This window comes from Nostoc sp. DSM 114159, from assembly GCF_053470285.1.
The window spans coordinates 346,000-363,027 of the sequence record NZ_JBPFEH010000001.1; the positions used below are offsets into that span (position 1 = coordinate 346,000).

The 17,028-nt window shown below is 41.3% G+C and carries 14 protein-coding genes and 1 pseudogene; 8 read left to right on the forward strand and 7 right to left on the reverse strand.

Going from position 1 to position 17,028, the window contains the following annotated elements:
• Positions 1-267 precede the first annotated feature (267 nt).
• Positions 268-1,179, forward strand: a complete 912-nt coding sequence (locus ACR5KR_RS01330) for an alpha/beta fold hydrolase (RefSeq protein WP_445628103.1) — start codon at positions 268-270, stop codon at positions 1,177-1,179.
• A gap of 65 nt (positions 1,180-1,244) precedes the next feature.
• Here the strand turns inward: ACR5KR_RS01330 and ACR5KR_RS01335 are convergent, their stop codons facing one another.
• Positions 1,245-1,610 carry a phospholipid-binding protein gene (locus ACR5KR_RS01335; protein ID WP_445628102.1) on the reverse strand — a complete coding sequence of 122 codons (366 nt, stop codon included), beginning with the start codon at positions 1,608-1,610 and terminating at the stop codon, positions 1,245-1,247.
• A 271-nt stretch (positions 1,611-1,881) separates the two neighbouring features.
• Between ACR5KR_RS01335 and ilvN the strand changes: the two genes are divergently transcribed.
• The 3 genes from ilvN (at position 1,882) to ACR5KR_RS01350 (ending at position 3,157) form a co-directional block, all read left to right on the forward strand.
• Positions 1,882-2,400, forward strand: coding sequence for an acetolactate synthase small subunit (gene ilvN, locus ACR5KR_RS01340; protein ID WP_448265167.1), 519 nt, complete (start codon positions 1,882-1,884; stop codon positions 2,398-2,400).
• A gap of 162 nt (positions 2,401-2,562) precedes the next feature.
• A complete protein-coding gene (locus tag ACR5KR_RS01345) occupies positions 2,563-2,868 on the forward strand; it encodes a type II toxin-antitoxin system Phd/YefM family antitoxin (RefSeq protein ID WP_335005975.1) in 306 nt (101 codons plus the stop codon).
• Positions 2,840-3,157 carry a Txe/YoeB family addiction module toxin gene (locus ACR5KR_RS01350; protein ID WP_334875978.1) on the forward strand — a complete coding sequence of 106 codons (318 nt, stop codon included), beginning with the start codon at positions 2,840-2,842 and terminating at the stop codon, positions 3,155-3,157. The genes ACR5KR_RS01345 and ACR5KR_RS01350 overlap by 29 nt, the downstream gene beginning before the upstream one ends.
• Before the next feature lie 11 nt (positions 3,158-3,168).
• On the opposite strand, the gene ACR5KR_RS01355 is transcribed toward ACR5KR_RS01350, so the two are convergent.
• Together ACR5KR_RS01355 and ACR5KR_RS01360 are read right to left on the reverse strand one after the other, a co-directional pair.
• Entirely contained in the window at positions 3,169-4,299 is a 1,131-nt protein-coding gene (locus ACR5KR_RS01355) for a YbjN domain-containing protein (protein ID WP_448265168.1), read from the reverse strand.
• 31 nt (positions 4,300-4,330) lie between these two features.
• Positions 4,331-5,414: pseudogene (locus ACR5KR_RS01360) on the reverse strand (IS630 family transposase).
• Positions 5,415-5,587: 173 nt separating this feature from the next.
• Between ACR5KR_RS01360 and ACR5KR_RS01365 the strand changes: the two are divergent.
• Positions 5,588-6,187 carry an alpha-ketoglutarate-dependent dioxygenase AlkB gene (locus tag ACR5KR_RS01365; protein ID WP_448265169.1) on the forward strand — a complete coding sequence of 200 codons (600 nt, stop codon included), beginning with the start codon at positions 5,588-5,590 and terminating at the stop codon, positions 6,185-6,187.
• A gap of 69 nt (positions 6,188-6,256) precedes the next feature.
• Here the strand turns inward: ACR5KR_RS01365 and ACR5KR_RS01370 are convergent, their stop codons facing one another.
• The 3 genes from ACR5KR_RS01370 to ACR5KR_RS01380 form a co-directional block, all read right to left on the reverse strand.
• Positions 6,257-6,784, reverse strand: coding sequence for a hypothetical protein (locus tag ACR5KR_RS01370; RefSeq protein ID WP_448265170.1), 528 nt, complete (start codon positions 6,782-6,784; stop codon positions 6,257-6,259).
• A gap of 3 nt (positions 6,785-6,787) precedes the next feature.
• Positions 6,788-12,130 carry a Rossmann-like fold-containing protein gene (locus ACR5KR_RS01375; protein WP_448265171.1) on the reverse strand — a complete coding sequence of 1,781 codons (5,343 nt, stop codon included), beginning with the start codon at positions 12,128-12,130 and terminating at the stop codon, positions 6,788-6,790.
• Positions 12,131-12,537: 407 nt separating this feature from the next.
• Positions 12,538-14,355, reverse strand: a complete 1,818-nt coding sequence (locus ACR5KR_RS01380; RefSeq protein WP_448265172.1) for a calcium-binding protein — start codon at positions 14,353-14,355, stop codon at positions 12,538-12,540.
• A 289-nt stretch (positions 14,356-14,644) separates the two neighbouring features.
• Here ACR5KR_RS01380 and ACR5KR_RS01385 point away from each other — a divergent pair, with 289 nt between their 5' ends.
• Together ACR5KR_RS01385 and ACR5KR_RS01390 are read left to right on the forward strand one after the other, a co-directional pair.
• Positions 14,645-15,061 (forward strand): ribosomal maturation YjgA family protein, encoded by a 417-nt coding sequence (locus ACR5KR_RS01385; protein WP_445628095.1) that lies wholly within the window; start codon positions 14,645-14,647, stop codon positions 15,059-15,061.
• Positions 15,039-15,266, forward strand: a complete 228-nt coding sequence (locus tag ACR5KR_RS01390) for a DUF167 domain-containing protein (RefSeq protein ID WP_322670473.1) — start codon at positions 15,039-15,041, stop codon at positions 15,264-15,266. Before ACR5KR_RS01385 ends, ACR5KR_RS01390 begins: the two co-directional genes overlap by 23 nt.
• Positions 15,267-15,389: 123 nt before the next feature.
• Here ACR5KR_RS01390 and ACR5KR_RS01395 read toward each other — a convergent pair whose 3' ends face one another.
• Positions 15,390-16,001 (reverse strand): glutathione S-transferase family protein, encoded by a 612-nt coding sequence (locus ACR5KR_RS01395; protein WP_322713942.1) that lies wholly within the window; start codon positions 15,999-16,001, stop codon positions 15,390-15,392.
• Positions 16,002-16,198: 197 nt separating this feature from the next.
• On the opposite strand from ACR5KR_RS01395, the gene ACR5KR_RS01400 reads away from it, so the two are divergent.
• On the forward strand, positions 16,199-16,924 hold the full coding sequence (locus tag ACR5KR_RS01400) for an SOS response-associated peptidase (protein WP_448265173.1): 726 nt from the start codon (positions 16,199-16,201) through the stop codon (positions 16,922-16,924).
• The last annotated feature ends 104 nt before the right edge of the window (positions 16,925-17,028 follow it).

The following is a 17,028-nucleotide window of genomic DNA, read 5'->3' on the forward strand; positions in this document are numbered from 1 at the left end:
ATTGAATAAGTCTCTCCCTTGTCTCCCTTTCAAGGGCAGGCTTTTAGGCTTTCGATAAATAGTTGAGAATGTTCTCAATTATTGAACGTAGTTTTAAGTTCTCAGACAATGGTTTTGGTTTTAAAATCCCAAAAATTTGTCTAATCAAAAAAACCTGCCCCAGAAAGCCCTTGTCTCCCCCCTCTTCTTTGTCTACCTTGTCTCTTCTCCATGCCCAATCCCCAATTCTTATAATGGTATTTCAGTGCTGATAAATCGGAGGTAAGTGTGACCACTACGGTACACTGGCAGGAACGAGTTGGTAATCAAAGAGATTGGATTTGGCGTGGCTGGCAAACTCGCTACACTTACATTCGCCCTAGTCAAAATCACCACAACACAACACCTCTAATTCTGTTACATGGCTTTGGCGCTTCTATTGGTCATTGGCGACATAATTTAGAGGTGTTGGGTGAGCATCACACAGTTTACGCCATAGATATGCTGGGTTTTGGCGCTTCTGAAAAAGCCGCAGCTAATTACAGCATCGAACTCTGGGTTGAGCAGGTTTACGATTTCTGGAAAACATTTATCCGTCAACCAGCGATATTAATAGGCAATTCCAACGGTTCACTGATATCTATGGCCGCCGCCGCCGCCCATCCGGATATGGTGCTGGGTATGGTGATGATGAGTTTACCAGATCCGTCATTAGAACAAGAAGCAATTCCTCCGGTGCTGCGCCCACTTGTCACAGCAATTAAAAATGTTGTCGCTTCACCGTTGATACTTAAACCTGTATTTAACTTCGTGCGCCGTCCTGGGGTGCTGCGTCGCTGGGCACGTCTTGCCTACGCTAACCCAGAAGCGATTACCGATGAACTGATCGAAATTTTAGCAGGGCCTCCCCAAGATCGGGGTTCTGCGAGGGCGTTTAGTGCTTTATTCAAAGCTGCGATCGGAATTAATTTTAGTCCCAGTGTCAAGACAGTTTTACCAACCTTAACAATTCCCATGCTTTTAATTTGGGGACAAAAAGACCGGTTTGTGCCGCCAGCACTAGCTAGCCAATTTGCCCAATATAACCAGAAGTTGGAACTGCTGAATCTGGAGGATGTAGGGCATTGTCCCCATGATGAATGTCCAGAACAAGTGAACCAAGCGATTTTAGATTGGATTGAGAGAGGAGTTAGGAGTTAGGAGTTTGAATTCTTCCCCTGCTCCCTCATCTCTCTCATCTCCCTCAAGCTTCTGCCTTTTTGCACCTAGCCAATCGTCGCCTGGTTAGTGTCAACATCTGTAGCACCATTTACAGAACTCGCTACAGAAATCATTTTGTTGAGAATTTCTTGACTGGGGACTTTACCTTTCAACACTACAGTGCTACCCGTCTGAGCAACCCAAAGGGTATTAACATCGTCGAGTTGGGGATCTTCATCAAATGCCAACGCTACCCGCTTTGCCAAACCACTTTGGTCATATTCTCCGCTTAACCCTAGACGTTCTGGAGGTATTGATTGCGTAGCATTAGCGACATCACTACTAGGAGCTTGCTGTATAGCCTGTGGAGCCGGATTTACTTCTGCATTTTGAGGTTTTTCCATGCCAAACAATCTTTGTAGCCAACCCATAAAAATTTTTCTCCTATTAGAAACCGATCAAATCTGAGTATAAAAGGTTTGCAACAAATGCTGCATCTGCCAACAAAAAGATATACATTCAATCAAATTCTTGCTTGCAGTAGAATTTCTAAACAATTTCTCGATTGGAAATGCAATAGAGTGCAACGCTTAAGTTTACAATAGGAGGTCGCACTGAAAATTTAGTGCGGTAGTAGGTCTAGCATTGCCCTTAGCTAGTGTCTGCTCCCCTCAATTCCTGCTCTAGCCTCTGTTGGCGAAGATGAAACATACCCTTTCAGTTCTCGTAGAAGATGAGGCGGGTGTTCTTTCCCGCATATCTGGTTTATTTGCGCGTCGCGGCTTTAATATTGAAAGCCTTGCTGTTGGCCCTGCTGAACAGGGAGGAGTCTCCCGAATTACAATGGTTGTCCCTGGTGACGATCGCATTATCGAGCAACTCACCAAACAACTGTACAAGTTAGTCAATGTCTTGAAAGTCCAAGACATTACCGAAACTCCTTGTGTCGAGCGGGAATTGATGCTTTTGAAAGTGAATGCTAGTACCAGCAATCGCTCAGAAGTAATCGAATTGTCTCAGATTTTCCGGGCGCGAGTCGTGGATGTGGCGGAAGATTCTCTCACTTTAGAAGTTGTGGGAGATCCAGGTAAACTGGTAGCGATCGTGCAAGTATTACAAAAATTTGGTTTGAAAGAAATCGCCCGTACTGGCAAAATTGCCCTAACTCGTGAGTCAGGCGTGAATACTGAGTTACTCAAATCTTTGGAAGCAAAGGTTTAGTTGCGAATTTAAATCAAGACTCAGAAATACTCAAACGCAGCAGAAGTCATAGTGGCAATTGTTACTATGACTTCTATTTAGGAACTAGCAAAAAAACAAATATCCGACTACCCACGAACCGCATAGTTTATAATTTATGTACAACTTTATGTACATTAACTAATGTTGTTTTACAAAATCACATCCCCAACCGATGCGAGAAATGACTTTTTTAAGTTATTAGAGCTGGTGGTAGAAAATCATCAGGTGTATATGATCAACCGTCGTGATGGTGAAAATGTAGCCTTGATTGCTGAATCAGATTTAGTGAGTTTACTTGAGACGGTTTATCTTTTGCGGTCACCTGCTAATGCGCGTCGTTTACTGGATGCAATAGAGGAGTCGAAAACAGGTAACATCCAATCTCAAACGCTAGCAGAACTTCAGCAGGAGTTGGGGATTGAGCAAGAAGAAGAAAAAGAAAGCTGAACCCATTGAAATTAAACCAGTTATTGTTAATCGCAGTCCTGGTTTTAGTTCTCAATTTAAAGAAGATTTAGCTTGGTGGTTTAAGCAGGATTTTCAGAAAGCATCGAAAATATTAGATTTGGTTACGGCTGTAATGCAAGACCCGTTTGAGGGGATTGGTAAACCAGAACCATTAAAATATATGGATGCAGATATTTGGTCGCGGCGAATTGATTTAGAACATCGGCTTGTATATCGGGTGGGAAACACTCAGATTGATTTTCTCGCTTGTCGGTATCACTATGAATAAGGGCTGATTAACTACCTTTCAATTTTAGCGATCGCTTCTTCTGGTGAGACATTACCATAAATCACAGACATAATCCCTGGCAGGTATTCATCCATCATCGTCACATTGGCGTAAACCACCCGTTGAATGAGTGCAAAACTGAGTCTGTCACCTTCAACATCAATACTAGTTTTGTAACTAATTTCGCCATCGGTAAAATCTAACTCAAAATTGCCGATCATCATGCCAGAATTAGCTCTAGTGATAAACTCTGCTACAGCCAGCCGCTTATTTTCTGGTGAATTGACTGGACAAATTGAATAAAAAACGAATTGATTTTGTTCGCTTCTGGTTCTAGCGTAACAATTCCATTTGCCATTTTCGCCTTGGAACGATATTTGTAAAGCTGGCTGTCCTGGAAGTTGTACAAAGGGCCAATCATCAGCTTGGAAAAAATTGATTATTTCTTCAAAAATACTACCATCTGTAGAATCTGAGGGCATTGCCTCTATTTTTTGTGTTATTTCATCTGTGTTAATATCAGCTAACTCTGTCAAAAATTTATCGATTCCTTCTAGCATTTTGGCAGATGCTTTCTGAGTTTTTAAAGATAAATTAGCTTCAGTCCAATCTTTAAAAAAGTTGACAATATCTTCAGCAATTCCTTCACCGGAAACGTTTGTTTGAGTAATATTTTCTGGACTAATATAAGACCAAAGAGTACGATAGCCGATTTCGCCTGATTCTTGTTGCTGTTTAACAGATAAACCCAACCAACTTTCGGTGCAAAGGATTTGGTTATCGGGTTGTTCTTGGCTTAAATTTAGGATATATTTTGCAGTTTTATTAATGTTGAGGGCGTGTTCTGCAAGGAGTGGTAATAAATTTGGTTTCAGGCTGACTTCGATAGTAATGCTTGGTTCGCTGAGGAATTTCCCAGATGATAAGGGGTTACGCGCATCTGGTTTGAGATTAAATAAGCCAACGGTATCGATGCGGTGGTAGAGTTGTGGGTTGACTTCAAAGGTGAGACGACATTCGATGAGTTCGTTGTCTTGTTTGGTGAGAGATAGGGCGATCGCGCGAACGGTTAAGGTAGATCGGAAAAAGTCATGTAGGGTTAGTTCACTATGTAATTGATGATTTTCAGTATGATTTATCATGCAGGGTTATACCCAATTTTATATAGGACTCCTATTTGAGTTTTGAAAAAACTCCGTACATCTGGAGAGTAGCGAAATCAAAGGTAGTGTGTCGGATAAACCACTCAAACATCCACTTTAAATGAGAGAACGAAGGAATCAAAGCACAAAAACGTCGAACCCATGTTTTAGCCTGCAACCAAATATCCTCAATAGGATTTTGTACTGGGCAATTGGGAGCAAAGCGAACACAATGTATTTTCCATTGTTCAGATGACAACCCAAAATTTACCTCGTCCAAAAAACCTCGGACTTCTTTAGAACGGTGGTAACTAGCTCCATCCCAAAAAATTAGTAATTGCTGGTCGGGAGAGTTAGCTAGCAGGTATTGTAGGTAATCAATAGTGTTTTTTGAATTTCCTGCTTTATAAGCTTTGAGAACTAATTTTCCTTGCAGATAGTCAATTGCCCCATAGTATGTCTGCTTGTCTCGTTCGTTTACAACTGGGACTGCTATTTCTTGGTCACTTTTTCCCCATACGTAACCATCTTATTTCTCCCCACATTAAATGGCACTCATCAATTAGCAGTACTTTAAGCTTTCCTGTTTCGATTGACTCCCGGTGCTTTGCCAGCAATGTCTCAATCTCTTTTTTTTTGCTGCAACAGCATTCTCATCAGCTTTAGGATTCAACTTTGTGGTTTTCTTCCAATTAATGTCAGCAGCATCAAACAAGTCGTAGTAACTTTGTTTTGAATAATAAACTACATCATACTCAAAAGCTAGTTTATACTCCAGTTCACCCAGTTCCCAGCAGTTCTTGGTAGAGAGCCAACTCAACACTTCTTCTCGCTGTTCAACACGAAGGCGCGCTCTTTCTTCCTTTGTAGTTCAAGCACAGTCCATTTATTCCATACTGCTCATAGGCTTGTTTCCAACCTGTTATCGAGCCTAAAGACACATCTAAAATAGCTTGGATTTCTTCGTACAAGTAATCTTGGTAAACCAATTTGACTGCTAAAGCTTTTCTTGCTTCGCGGGCATCACGACAACCTGCGATAAAATCTTGTAATTCAGCGATCGCACTTGCCACTCCTCCAGGTAGTGTTACCGTTTGTAGATGCTGATTGACCATTGTCTGCTCTTACACTTGTACACTCATCAGTATTATCTCGTAATCTTTTTCAAAAATCAAATAGGATTCCTATATAATTTTTATTGTTAGCATAGTAGATGATAATTACGACCTGTAATTGCCAGACAATCTGGGTAATTTTCCGATCAATAGACTACATCATAAAAATTCTGATGGAAACCAAAACAAATATTTTACCTATGGAAGATAATATAAGACGAATAATAGGGCTGAAGTATATTATTAACTATATCACTGAAGATGAACATGACGAATTGCTAGAGATGATTGACAGGCAAACTTGGATGGAAACCTTAAAAAGAAGGGTGCAACATTACGGATATAGATATGATTATAAAAAACATTCTTTAGATTCATCTATGTATTTGGGCAACCTTCCCAGTTGGATATTAAGGATTGCCAGGAGATTGCATGAAGATAGGTTTTTTAAAAAAGTTCCTGAACAAATAATTATTAATGAATATATGCCAGGACAAGGTATCGCTGACCATGTAGATTGTCCACCATGTTTTGATAAAACTATTATTTCATTAAGTTTAGGCTCTACTTGTGTTATGAACTTTACTAATGTGAAAACTTTAGAAAAAATTCCTATTTTGTTATCTCCCAGAAGTTTGATAGTGCTACAAGAAGATGCGAGATATGAATGGAAACATGGTATTGCACCTCGAAAAACAGATAAGTATGAAGGTAAGGAATTTATAAGAAAAAGAAGAGTATCTATAACCTTTAGAAACATTATGTTTAATTAAAAAACGCGCAGACTCACCCAGTAGTTCTATAGCTTTTCTTGATTTATAAGAATTTTTTTACACAAAAATTCAGTGCAAATCTTCCAACAATCGCCCTTTATGATTGTATAATTTTTCCAGCCATTCAAGAAAAGACCCACAATACCAGTGGTAGGGTTGCTCATCAATACATCGATACACACCCCAAGTTTTTTGTTGCGTGGAGTCGAACCCAAAAGCAATTCCTCTTAGGTTGTCTGCACTTTGATCTGCTTCTTCTAAAGGAAGCGTCAAGTCGGCAAATGTCAACATACCCGTTTCGTCTATCAGTTCGCCTTCCCCCTTAACAAGATGCAGGGAAACATCTTCGTCAAATCCATAAATTCCCAGAGAAAAAAAGTCACTATCTCGATAAAGAAGCAACCCTGCGTAGCTTTCCAAGAAATCAACGTAACCTTTGTCTTTCTTCAAAAATGAATAGGTTTCTAGAAATTCTGCGATCTCTTGTGCCAGTTCTGCGTTGGGTAATGTAGGGTGCCTTGGCCCTTGACCAGTTTCCACATTTCCCAATTCGTGCAGTCTATTAATAATTTGATGAATTCTATTGTTGGTAGTCATAGACTATTTTTTTTTGAAGATGTATGTAATAGCTGTTTTAGTGTCTTGTGCCGCTTTATCTTGGTGGCTTTCTCTATGTTCATAACCCGGAAAATTTCCTGCATTAAATGTAAGTTCCCCATCTTTACTAAGACCTGCACTACTAGCCGAAGCTATAGGGTTAAATCTCTTGAGCCAATACTCTTTAGAGGTCAGAAAGACTTTCCCGCCATTTTCCAAAGACTTGCTTGCACTAATAAAAAACTTATCGAGCATAGCAACATTACGTGTTATCTGCTGTGCGCCTCTAGGCCCTGGCACAAATGGAAAGTTAAATACAATACTTGAAAATAAGCCTTGGCTTGGGTCTATGTTAGTAGCATCTACTTCATGAAAAACTGAAACTTCTTGCTTTTTAAGGTCACTAATGTTCTTTGTAGCACCTTGATATTTGTCTTTAACCTCTTTTTTGCTATCGTAAGAGGTTGCAACTATACTTTTACGTTGTTCTGGTTTCACCTGCTTGGCAAGACTCAAAGCAAAACTGAAGTCTCCTTCTCCCAGTAGTAAAATCTTTCTCACTTGAGCGGGTGCGATATCCTCTGCCGTAAGCTCATTAGTTTTCTTTTTTTTGGAACTTTTTTCTTGATTACCCTCTTCGTCTCTGAGTCGCTTTGTAAAACGATATTTGTCTCCCTCTATTAACGATATTTCTTTGTTAGTTTCCCATTTATCTATCAGGGAGTTGATATTCACTTGAGATGGAACTGTGAAACGATGTTCAATAGCTTGTTTAATCTCTTGCTTTGAAAACAAATTATTACTGAATCGGCGTTTTACAGATTCTAAAGCCGATTCTTCAGAAAAAAGCTTTTTGAATGTAGGTAACTTAATTTCTATTGGTTTTGTTTCATCTTGAGGGTTGATTTTTCCCTCTACATGAACAGTTGCTTTTTCTGCTGTCTTACTGTCGATGACTAGCTTACACGAAGTCATTTGATATTTAGACTTGATTTTAGGCAGTCGCTTATGAATATCTTCTAGTGACAGTTTCTGAGCTTTTATTAGCCCTTGAGCTTCTGCTAAAGCCTTTTCAAGGTCGGCTTGTTTTTGCTTGTAAGTCCGCTCATCGAGTTTGCCATCTTTGGTTTGCTTATCCTTATTGTCCTTACCTTTATCTGTCTTATTATTCGCAACTTTTTGATTCTGATCTTCAAGCCTGTTGTTTGCAGATCCGTTTTTCTCTTTAGCCCTGTTTGAATCAGTTTTCTTTTTCTTTTTGTCTCCCTGCTCTGTACCTTCTTGCTTTTGGCTTGGCGAATTATCGTCAACTTTATTCTTCTTGCTCTTATTGCTATCCTTAACCTTGTTGCCAGCTTTCTTAAACGCCTTTGCACCTTTATCAATTACCCAATCAACTGCTTTTTCCATCGGTTTACGCAGCTTCTGGAATATTGCTTGAACCTTGCCAGCAATTCCATCTAAGCCCAAAAGACTTGCTAGGAAACTGATGACAACTGGTAAAGATTTCGCTAGGGCATTTTCAACACCCTTGATTGCTTGGTCGATCGCACCACTAGCGATCGCACCAATTGCATCCAGTATCGCATTAATTAAATCGGCAATCTGCTGGGCGCGTTCAATAAAGAATTTAACAATCTCATAAATCGCCTTAGCAGCTTTGATGAATGCTGAAGCTGGAGTCAACAGGCTGAGAATCCACTCAATCCCGGCTGTAATCACTTTTTCAATGATAAAGTTCTTGATGGGTTCGATCACCAAAGCGTTGAGGTCGCCCATCTTCTCTTGGACAAACTCCCAAATCCCAGCCACTCCCTGACTGGCTAAAACTTGAAATACATCAACAGTTTGTTCCAATCGGCTGACCTTTTCTTCACCCAATCGTTTCACAGCTTGGGCACGAATTGCTTCGTAGGTGAAGCCTAAAAGCTGCATCGCTAGGCTAAAGATTCCTTTGAGGTCGAAGTTTTCTGGCATTTGAATACCAGTTTCTGCCATTGTGCCTGTCAGCCAGCCAATTAATCCTTGCTGGAGATGCTTCCCGATATTATTCATGAAGTTGAGGAAGCCTTGCTTCAGCGCCTGGATCAAATTACCCAAGAAACCAATCGGGTCTTTGAGAATTTGCCCAACTACACCAGCAACTCGTGCTAGCACTTGCAAAAGCATTTTGGTCAGTTCAACGATTGTCTTGATGACTCCCACGATAAAGTCGAAAGCTTTTTGAATAAAACCTTTATTTGCTGCCTTCATTTCTTCAATGCGGGCATCAACAGCTTCCAAATTTTCTTTGTACTTCTGGGCTAGGGTATCAATTAGCTCATCTTGCTTATCGTCAACACTTTGTTGCAATTCTTCAAATTTGCTATCAATGTCTGCGGCGGCTTGTTGACCGACTCCTTTCAGGTCTTGCGGCAGTTTGTTGACATAATTCTGAATCTCCTGCTTACCATTGGCTATTTCTGCTTTGGCTTGGGTCAGTCCTTTACTGATAATGGCGACAACTTTGTTAATGACACCATCCATCTGATTGATGTAAAGCTGGCGACCTTCTTGATAGAAAGTGTTTACCTCTGAGGGCATACCAAACAATTTGTCTTTCAGCCATTTTGCTGGCCCCCAAAAGCCACTGTAGCGATCGCTCTTATAATCGTCCATCCGCTTGCCAACGTAATCCTCGAAGGCTTTTTTGGCGTCAGCAGCACCAGCATCAAAGGCTTGTATAACTTGAGTGTCTAGTTCGCTGAGAGTTTTCTCAACTTTAGCTTTAGTCTTGTCATAAATCTTATTAATATCACCAGCAACTTTTGCCCGTGCTTGCTCATCCTTGCTCTTGGCACCCACCTGCTGCTCCCCTACCTGACCCAGGTTTTGGGTACGGATACCGTGCATTGCTTGGAGATGCTGCTGCGCTGTAGCTGATGCCGTAGCTTGAGCGGTTGCGAGTATCCCTTGCTCTTGTTGACGATATTGTGGCGGTGCTTCTTGGGCATTGGTTTGAGCGTCTTTCTTGGCTGCGAGTGCCCCTTGAAACTCCGGTTCATTGGAGTTTGCTAATTGCTCCTCGGTAATATCCGCTTCTTTCATCTGCTGGTCAAGTTTTTTACTGTCCTCTTGCAGTGGTGCTTCGACTTCACCTTGTCCTTTGGATTTGGGTGCAGCTTTATCTGCATCAACACCTGTTGGCGGTGTCCCTGGCTCATTCTTGGGTAGTGGTGTTACTTGTTTAGCCTCAATTCCACTGGCATCAGGTTTTTCTTTGGTTTTCTCTTCTAGTTGACCCTGAGAACTTTTCTGTTCTTCTTTAACCTGACCGCTCAAATCGCCTTTAACAGAGTCCAGTTTATTGTTATTTTTAAAGTTGTCCGCCTCTTCCAAGTTCTTGGGAGCCATATCAGCAATCCGCTCCATCAATTTGGCTTTGAAGGCGGCAGCGTCAAATCCTGGTGTTGGGGCTTGTTGCATCTCCCCAACTTGATTGGCTTGCGCTTTGCTGTCTACTTCATTACCTGGGGGTTGGGCTGCCGCTTGGGCTTCTTGGGCTTTGCTATTAGCAGGTGGGTGTTTTTTCTGTTGTCCTGCAACTTCTTTGGTTGTGCCGACTACCGCTTGAAATGCTGGGTCATCTTCAGGGGAAGTGGGAGCCTTTTTACCATCAACTGCTGTAATGGCTACATTTGCTCTGGGTAATGCTGCGATCGCTTTCCCGGCGTTTTCTCCAGATAAATCTGCGTTTACCTTACCTACATCTGCTCCTTTGCTTTGAGCTTGCTGTTGAGAATCGACCTTTTCTGTATTAACTTTAGTATCTTTTGACTCAAGCTCTTTTGGTTGATTTCCCCCAACCTCAACCTGTTTCTGAGTTACTGCTGCACCAACTTTTTTTGTCGGGGGCGGATCTGTTGCCGCGTTACCACTATCATCTGGGGGCGTGGGACTAGCTTGATGTTTTTCTGTTGTAGCTTGATTTTGTTGTTCGCCGTTTTCCGTATCAGTTTTGGACTCTAATTTTTTTTGGTTATCTTCGTCACTTGGTTTTTGGAAATTCTCTCGCAGTTGGATAGCTAGCCCATGCCCCGCAGAGGTTGTCAGCACTTTTGTCTGAAGTTTATTTTCTTTTGGTGCTACATGAAGAGATTTCGGCTGTACTGCACTGCCATTCTGCTGGACAACGTGCGTCAACTCATGGGCCAGTAATTCCTTGCCTGCATCACTTCCAGGAGAGTATTCGCCTTGACGAAAGAACACATCCTGCCCTGTAGTAAAAGCACGAGCTTGTATAGATTCATTTAAACGATTAGATTGAGCATCAGTATGAACCCGGACGCTACCGAAATCAGCCCCAAATGCTTGCTCCATTGGGTGCTTGATATCATCTGCAAGTGGCTGCCCATTGCCACGTGCTTGTTGGATTGAAGTTTCTAGCTCAGATGTTGCGGCTGTCCTTCCTCCACCCTGACGCTGCACCAAAGGAGTAACGGAATCCGCCAGAGATTTCATTTGTAATTGGTCTTCTTCTGGTAATGCCTCCCGTGGGATAGATTGCACAGGTTCGCTCATCCTCTGCATCACCAATTGGGCTACACTATCAGCCTCCTGCTCATAAACGTCTCCAGGTTGGCTAACTGTCAGTTTTGTTTGTGGACGCCGCAGTGATATTCGACTAATGTCATGTCCAAGCGGTTTGCTTGGGGACTTTACCTCATTCACTATCTCGGATGAAGTACCAAGCGGCTTCATTTGCAATTCTTCTTCTGGTAGTTCCTCCCGTTGCAGCGAGGGAGTTGCTTTCAAAGATTTCATTTGTGCTTCTTCTAGCAGTTCCTCGTGCTGAATACTGCCCTCTGGCTTCATTTGCAATTCTTCTTCATCAGATAATTCTTCTTGCTGAAGTTTCCGACTCTGTGGCTGATGAATTCTTTGCATTACCTGACGCGCTGTTTGGTCAGCTTCTTGCTCGTATTTATCTCCAGGCTCCCCAATCGTCAGTTTTGCTTGAATTGGTGTTGGTGTATCTGGCCTTCTGACTGGAATATTGGCAAAGTTATGACCAAATCGAGTTGCTTTTTCCAATCGAGAATTCAAAGATCGATCCATCTTGGCTTGCAATACAGTCAGCCGTTCTTGTCCCTCTGGCGTAATCGTCCCATACTTGGCTTGTAATTCCAATCCAGTTACTTCCATCTTTTCTTCTGCAAAAGCTTCATTCTCTACGTCCGTTTGTGTCACGGGCGTAAAAGATGCTTTTTGAGTTTGGCCACCAAACGGTCTATAGGCCAATTGAGGAGTTTGTTCTGGTGCTTGAAAATTAGAAAATCTAGATGAGGGACTTTTGAGAGATTTCATCGGTTTTGATTGCAACTATTGACGATTCAATTTGTCTAGGTGATTAGTTTTGATTGTCATTTACCCAAAATTGCAATTATTAAGATAATTTTAGAACGCTAATCAATTAGAAATAATTAAGATGTATTACTCCCAAAGATAAGTACTGGCTTGTAAAGAGTCTCATATTGGATAAAGGAGAACACGACTGTGTGTTCTCCTAGCCAAGAGGAAAAGTATCCTTGAATCTGCCTTCTGAATATTAGTACTTTCTTAAGTTGACAATGTTTTTATGCAAAACTGACTCTTAGTGTATAAGAAAAATCAGGATTAGAACTGCTACCAAAGAAAGTTTCGCCATCTTCAGGCAAGATAACCCTTCAGGGCTGGCGAATGTATTGTTTGTACTTTATCCAGTATTGTTTTGCTCATACAAAAGTGAAGCTGTCACTATCAAGTGTGAGACCCACTACCCCCTGCACAATACCGATGATCTCATCTTGCTCTGCTCCTAGTTTGTCTAAGAATATTCGCGTGTTACTTCCAACAACTTGCAAGCGGTAATCCTGTGAAAATCCGTTGAGTTCAATTCGGTCTTGGCTAGGGTTGAAGTCAGTAATAGTAACCAAGTCGCCAAAACCAGGATTCGTAGTGTTGTTATCGTCGTAGAAAACATTTTCAGCGTCCCCGAGGATAAATCTATCTGCTCCAGGCCCGCCAGTTAAGGTATCAGTTTCCCCTAATCCAGGCGGAAACGGACTACCAGGAAAAGTACCGATGAGGATATCGTTTCCAGATCCCCCATTGAGGATATCATTGCCCGGCCCGCCTTGTAGGCTATCATTGCCGTCCTCACCATTGAGGATATCATCGCCATTATTACCGTCTAGGGTATCATCGCCTGCTCTTGCATTTATAGTGTTATTAGAAGTATTACCAAAAAGAAAGTTGTTAAGACTGTTACCTATCCCGGTAAGGTTGCCACCTTCTCTCAGTCTCAGGTTCTCCAGATTGGCTCCTAGAGTGTAGCTGACAGAAGACCGGACGTTATCTATACCTGAATTCGCAGCCTCTGTAATGGTATCAAGAGTAGTATCAACAATGTAAGTGTCGTCACCTGCTCCCCCATTCAAAGTGTCAATACCTAAACCGCCGTCAAGTGTATCATTGCCATTATTACCGGATAATCGGTTATTTTGGTTATCGCCAGCAATGCTGTCATTTCCATTTGTGCCGATGACATTATCAAAGTTGACTGCGGTAAATGACAATGTTCCTAAACCAGGAACGTTATTAGCAGCTAAACTTTGGGTTTGCAGGTTAGCGGTGATAGATACCCCAGCCAAAGATTGAGATGCATCTATAGTGTTGTTGGCAACCTTAGCATTAGCAATCACCTTTTCTACTTTAAAGAGTAAATCTTGTCCCAATCCCCCAGCTTTTTGAATGGTTCCAACACCTGATAAGGTAATGGTTTGACCTAGTTGACTGTAGTCTGCGGTATCAATGCCATCTCCACCATCAATGTTGTCGTTACCTTGACTGCCTTTGAAGGTATCACTACCTGCACCACCTTTTAGAGTGTCGTTTCCTGTACCCCCATCAAGTGTATCATTGCCATTATTACCGGATAATCGGTTATTTTGGTTATCGCCAGCAATGCTGTCATTTCCATTTGTGCCGATGACATTATCAAAGTTGACTGCGGTAAATGACAATGTTCCTAAACCAGGAACGTTATTAGCAGCTAAACTTTGGGTTTGCAGGTTAGCGGTGATAGATACCCCAGCCAAAGATTGAGATGCATCTATAGTGTTGTTGGCAACCTTAGCATTAGCAATCACCTTTTCTACTTTAAAGAGTAAATCTTGTCCCAATCCCCCAGCTTTTTGAATGGTTCCAACACCTGATAAGGTAATGGTTTGACCTAGTTGACTGTAGTCTGCGGTATCAATGCCATCTCCACCATCAATGTTGTCGTTACCCTGACTGCCTTTGAAGGTATCACTACCTGCACCACCTTTTAGAGTGTCGTTTCCTGTACCCCCATCAAGTGTATCATTGCCATCTCCACCGCTAAGACTATCATTCGCCGTGCCACCTGCGAGGGAATCGTTACCAGCCAAGCCATTCAAGATATCGTTACCGGAGGCAGTATTGGCGTTACCACCACTAGCCCAACCAAGTATGGTATCATTTCCCGAACTCCCATTTATCGTGTCAGGATTTGTAGTACCGAAAACCATATTATCTCTCCTAAATTTCTCACTAAATATGTAAATTCAGCATCAATGAAAGAACTATTTATCAGTTCCATGTAGCTTACTTGTAATTTGCATAATTTCATGTTAAAAAACATTAACTATTTAGTTAAAAACTTCTCAAGAAAAATATCCAACTACTTAGTGTGGGCTGACCCAAAAAGCCAGCCCTTAGTTTGGAAATTAGCGATATCTGCGGTTTTTGCTAGTACTCAGCCGAGACTTATAATCATTCCGCTGCTAAAATTTTGCTTAGTCTCTAGTCTATAAGAAAATGCTCCGATACCGTAAGCAAACAATATTTATTATTATTTCTGTACTCATCGTTGTACCGATGGGATTTTTGTTTAAGTATTATAACGGCCCTGCTCATCACTGGTTTAATGACTACGGAGCAGCTGTATTTTACGAAATATTTTGGTGTCTGTTCGCATTTTGGTTTTTCAGAAGTCGGGCAGCGGTAATCCAAATTCCTATATGGGTTTTTGTCATCACCTGTATACTAGAATTCTTGCAACTTTGGCATCCGCCACTATTAGAGCAAATGCGCGCCACCTTGATAGGTAAATTGTTACTTGGTACGACCTTTGTTTGGTGGGATTTTCCTCATTATGTATTGGGTTCTGTTTTAGGCTGGTTATGGCTGCGACAACTACACAAAATAAGTTATGCAAAAAAAAGTCAAGGTTAAACCTAATTCAAAACAGCAAAAAATTGAAGAACAACCTGATGGTAGTCTGACTGTTTATTTAAAATCGCCCCCAGTTGATGGTAAGGCTAATGAAGAGTTAATTAAACTACTAGCAGATAAATTTGATGTACCCAAGTCTCATATCAGAATAAAGTCAGGTTTCTCCTCTCGGCAAAAGCTGATGGAAATCGATCCGAATACCTAACTGCTGCTTAATAATATCTTTTATGAAGACTTTGCTGCTTTCTGAATGCGAGCTACATTCCACCCAAGACATTCTCTACTAGAGATTAGAAACCAGAGATAGTAACTTGCTCTCATCTAATTTTTATGCCTCTGTAATACTGATATACCTTGGTTGAGTTTTGACTCTTTCTATCCAAGCTTGGATAGCAGGATATTGTGTTAAATCAAACCCACCTTCATCAGCTACATGAGTATATGCGAACAAAGCGATATCAGCAATCGAATAACGTTCTCCAACAAAAAAATCTTGAGAAGTTAAGTGTTTATCCATCAAGTTAAGTGCTGCATAGCCCGGTTCGCGTTTTTGTTTGATAGCTTCGCTATATTCTTCAGTTTTACCTAAAATAGAAATCCAAAATCTTGATGTAGCAATAAATGGCTCATGGCTATATTGTTCAAAACATAACCATTGCAGCACCTGCGCTCGTAAAAAACGGTCATAAGGTAAAAACTCTGTACCTTCACTCAGATAAACCAATATAGCATTTGATTCTGCCAAATATTTCCCTGGCTCGATTTCCAGGACAGGTATCTTACCGTTAGGATTTTTACTTAAAAATTCTGGTGTTCGAGTCTCTCCTTTCAAGATGTTAAGCTCTATCCTCTCAAAAGGCATACCTAGTTGTGTCAATAAAAGACGTATCTTATAACCATGACCAGAAGGTAAAAAATCGTACAGATGCAGTAGTTCCATGTTAAAATACAGTTAGGAATGTGTTGAGAAGTGAAGGTTCAAAATACAATATCTTACCAAAAGATTTTCCCAAAACCGGATATTTTTTTTGTATTTAGTATCTGAACGTACTACAGGAAATGATTCGAGAAAATAAAAAAATATTATTTATTTCTAGTTTGAGATGTTTAATTTAGTTAATGGTCGAAAAGAAAACTATGTGTGGAAGATTTACTCTAAACTATTCGGCAGCAGGATTGTCTGAAGTTTTTCATGTTGAGTCAGTTCCCGATTTGGCAGCGGAATATAACATTGCGCCTACGCAAATGGTGGCGACAGTGTTACAAAATCCCGAAAACAAAAAGCGAGAATTTAAGCAGTTGCATTGGGGATTAATTCCATCATGGGCGAAAGACGCAGGAATGGGGGCAAAGCTGATTAATGCTAGGGCAGAAACTGTTGCCGAAAAACCTGCTTTTCGTTCGGCTTTTAAGCACAGACGCTGTTTAGTGCTAGCTGATGGCTTTTATGAGTGGCAACGCCAACAAGGTAAAAAGCAGCCATTTTATTTTCGTCTCCAAGATGGGCAACCTTTCGGTTTTGCAGGTTTGTGGGAAAGATGGCGATGCCCCCGGCAACCCGAAGCGGGTACGCCTGCTAACGAAGAAATAATTTCTTGTACAATTTTGACAACGGCAGCTAACGAATTACTCCAACCCATCCACGAGCGGATGCCAGTAATTCTAGAGCCACAAGATTACGATTTATGGCTAGATTCTCAAGTACAAACGGCCCAAACTCTACAGCAGCTATTGCGTCCTTATCCAGCGCCAGCAATGATTGCATATCCAGTTAGCACCTTAGTAAACAACTCTCGACATAATAGTTCAGAATGTATCGTACCCCTCAGTGAGAAGAACGCCCCCGCAAATCAGTTAAATTAACTATTGAGTTAACTAGGGGATTGGGGAAATGAGAGAGATGAGGGGCGGGAGAATAGGGGGACAAGGGGACAAGAGGACAAGGAGTAAACAAAACTCCTAACTCT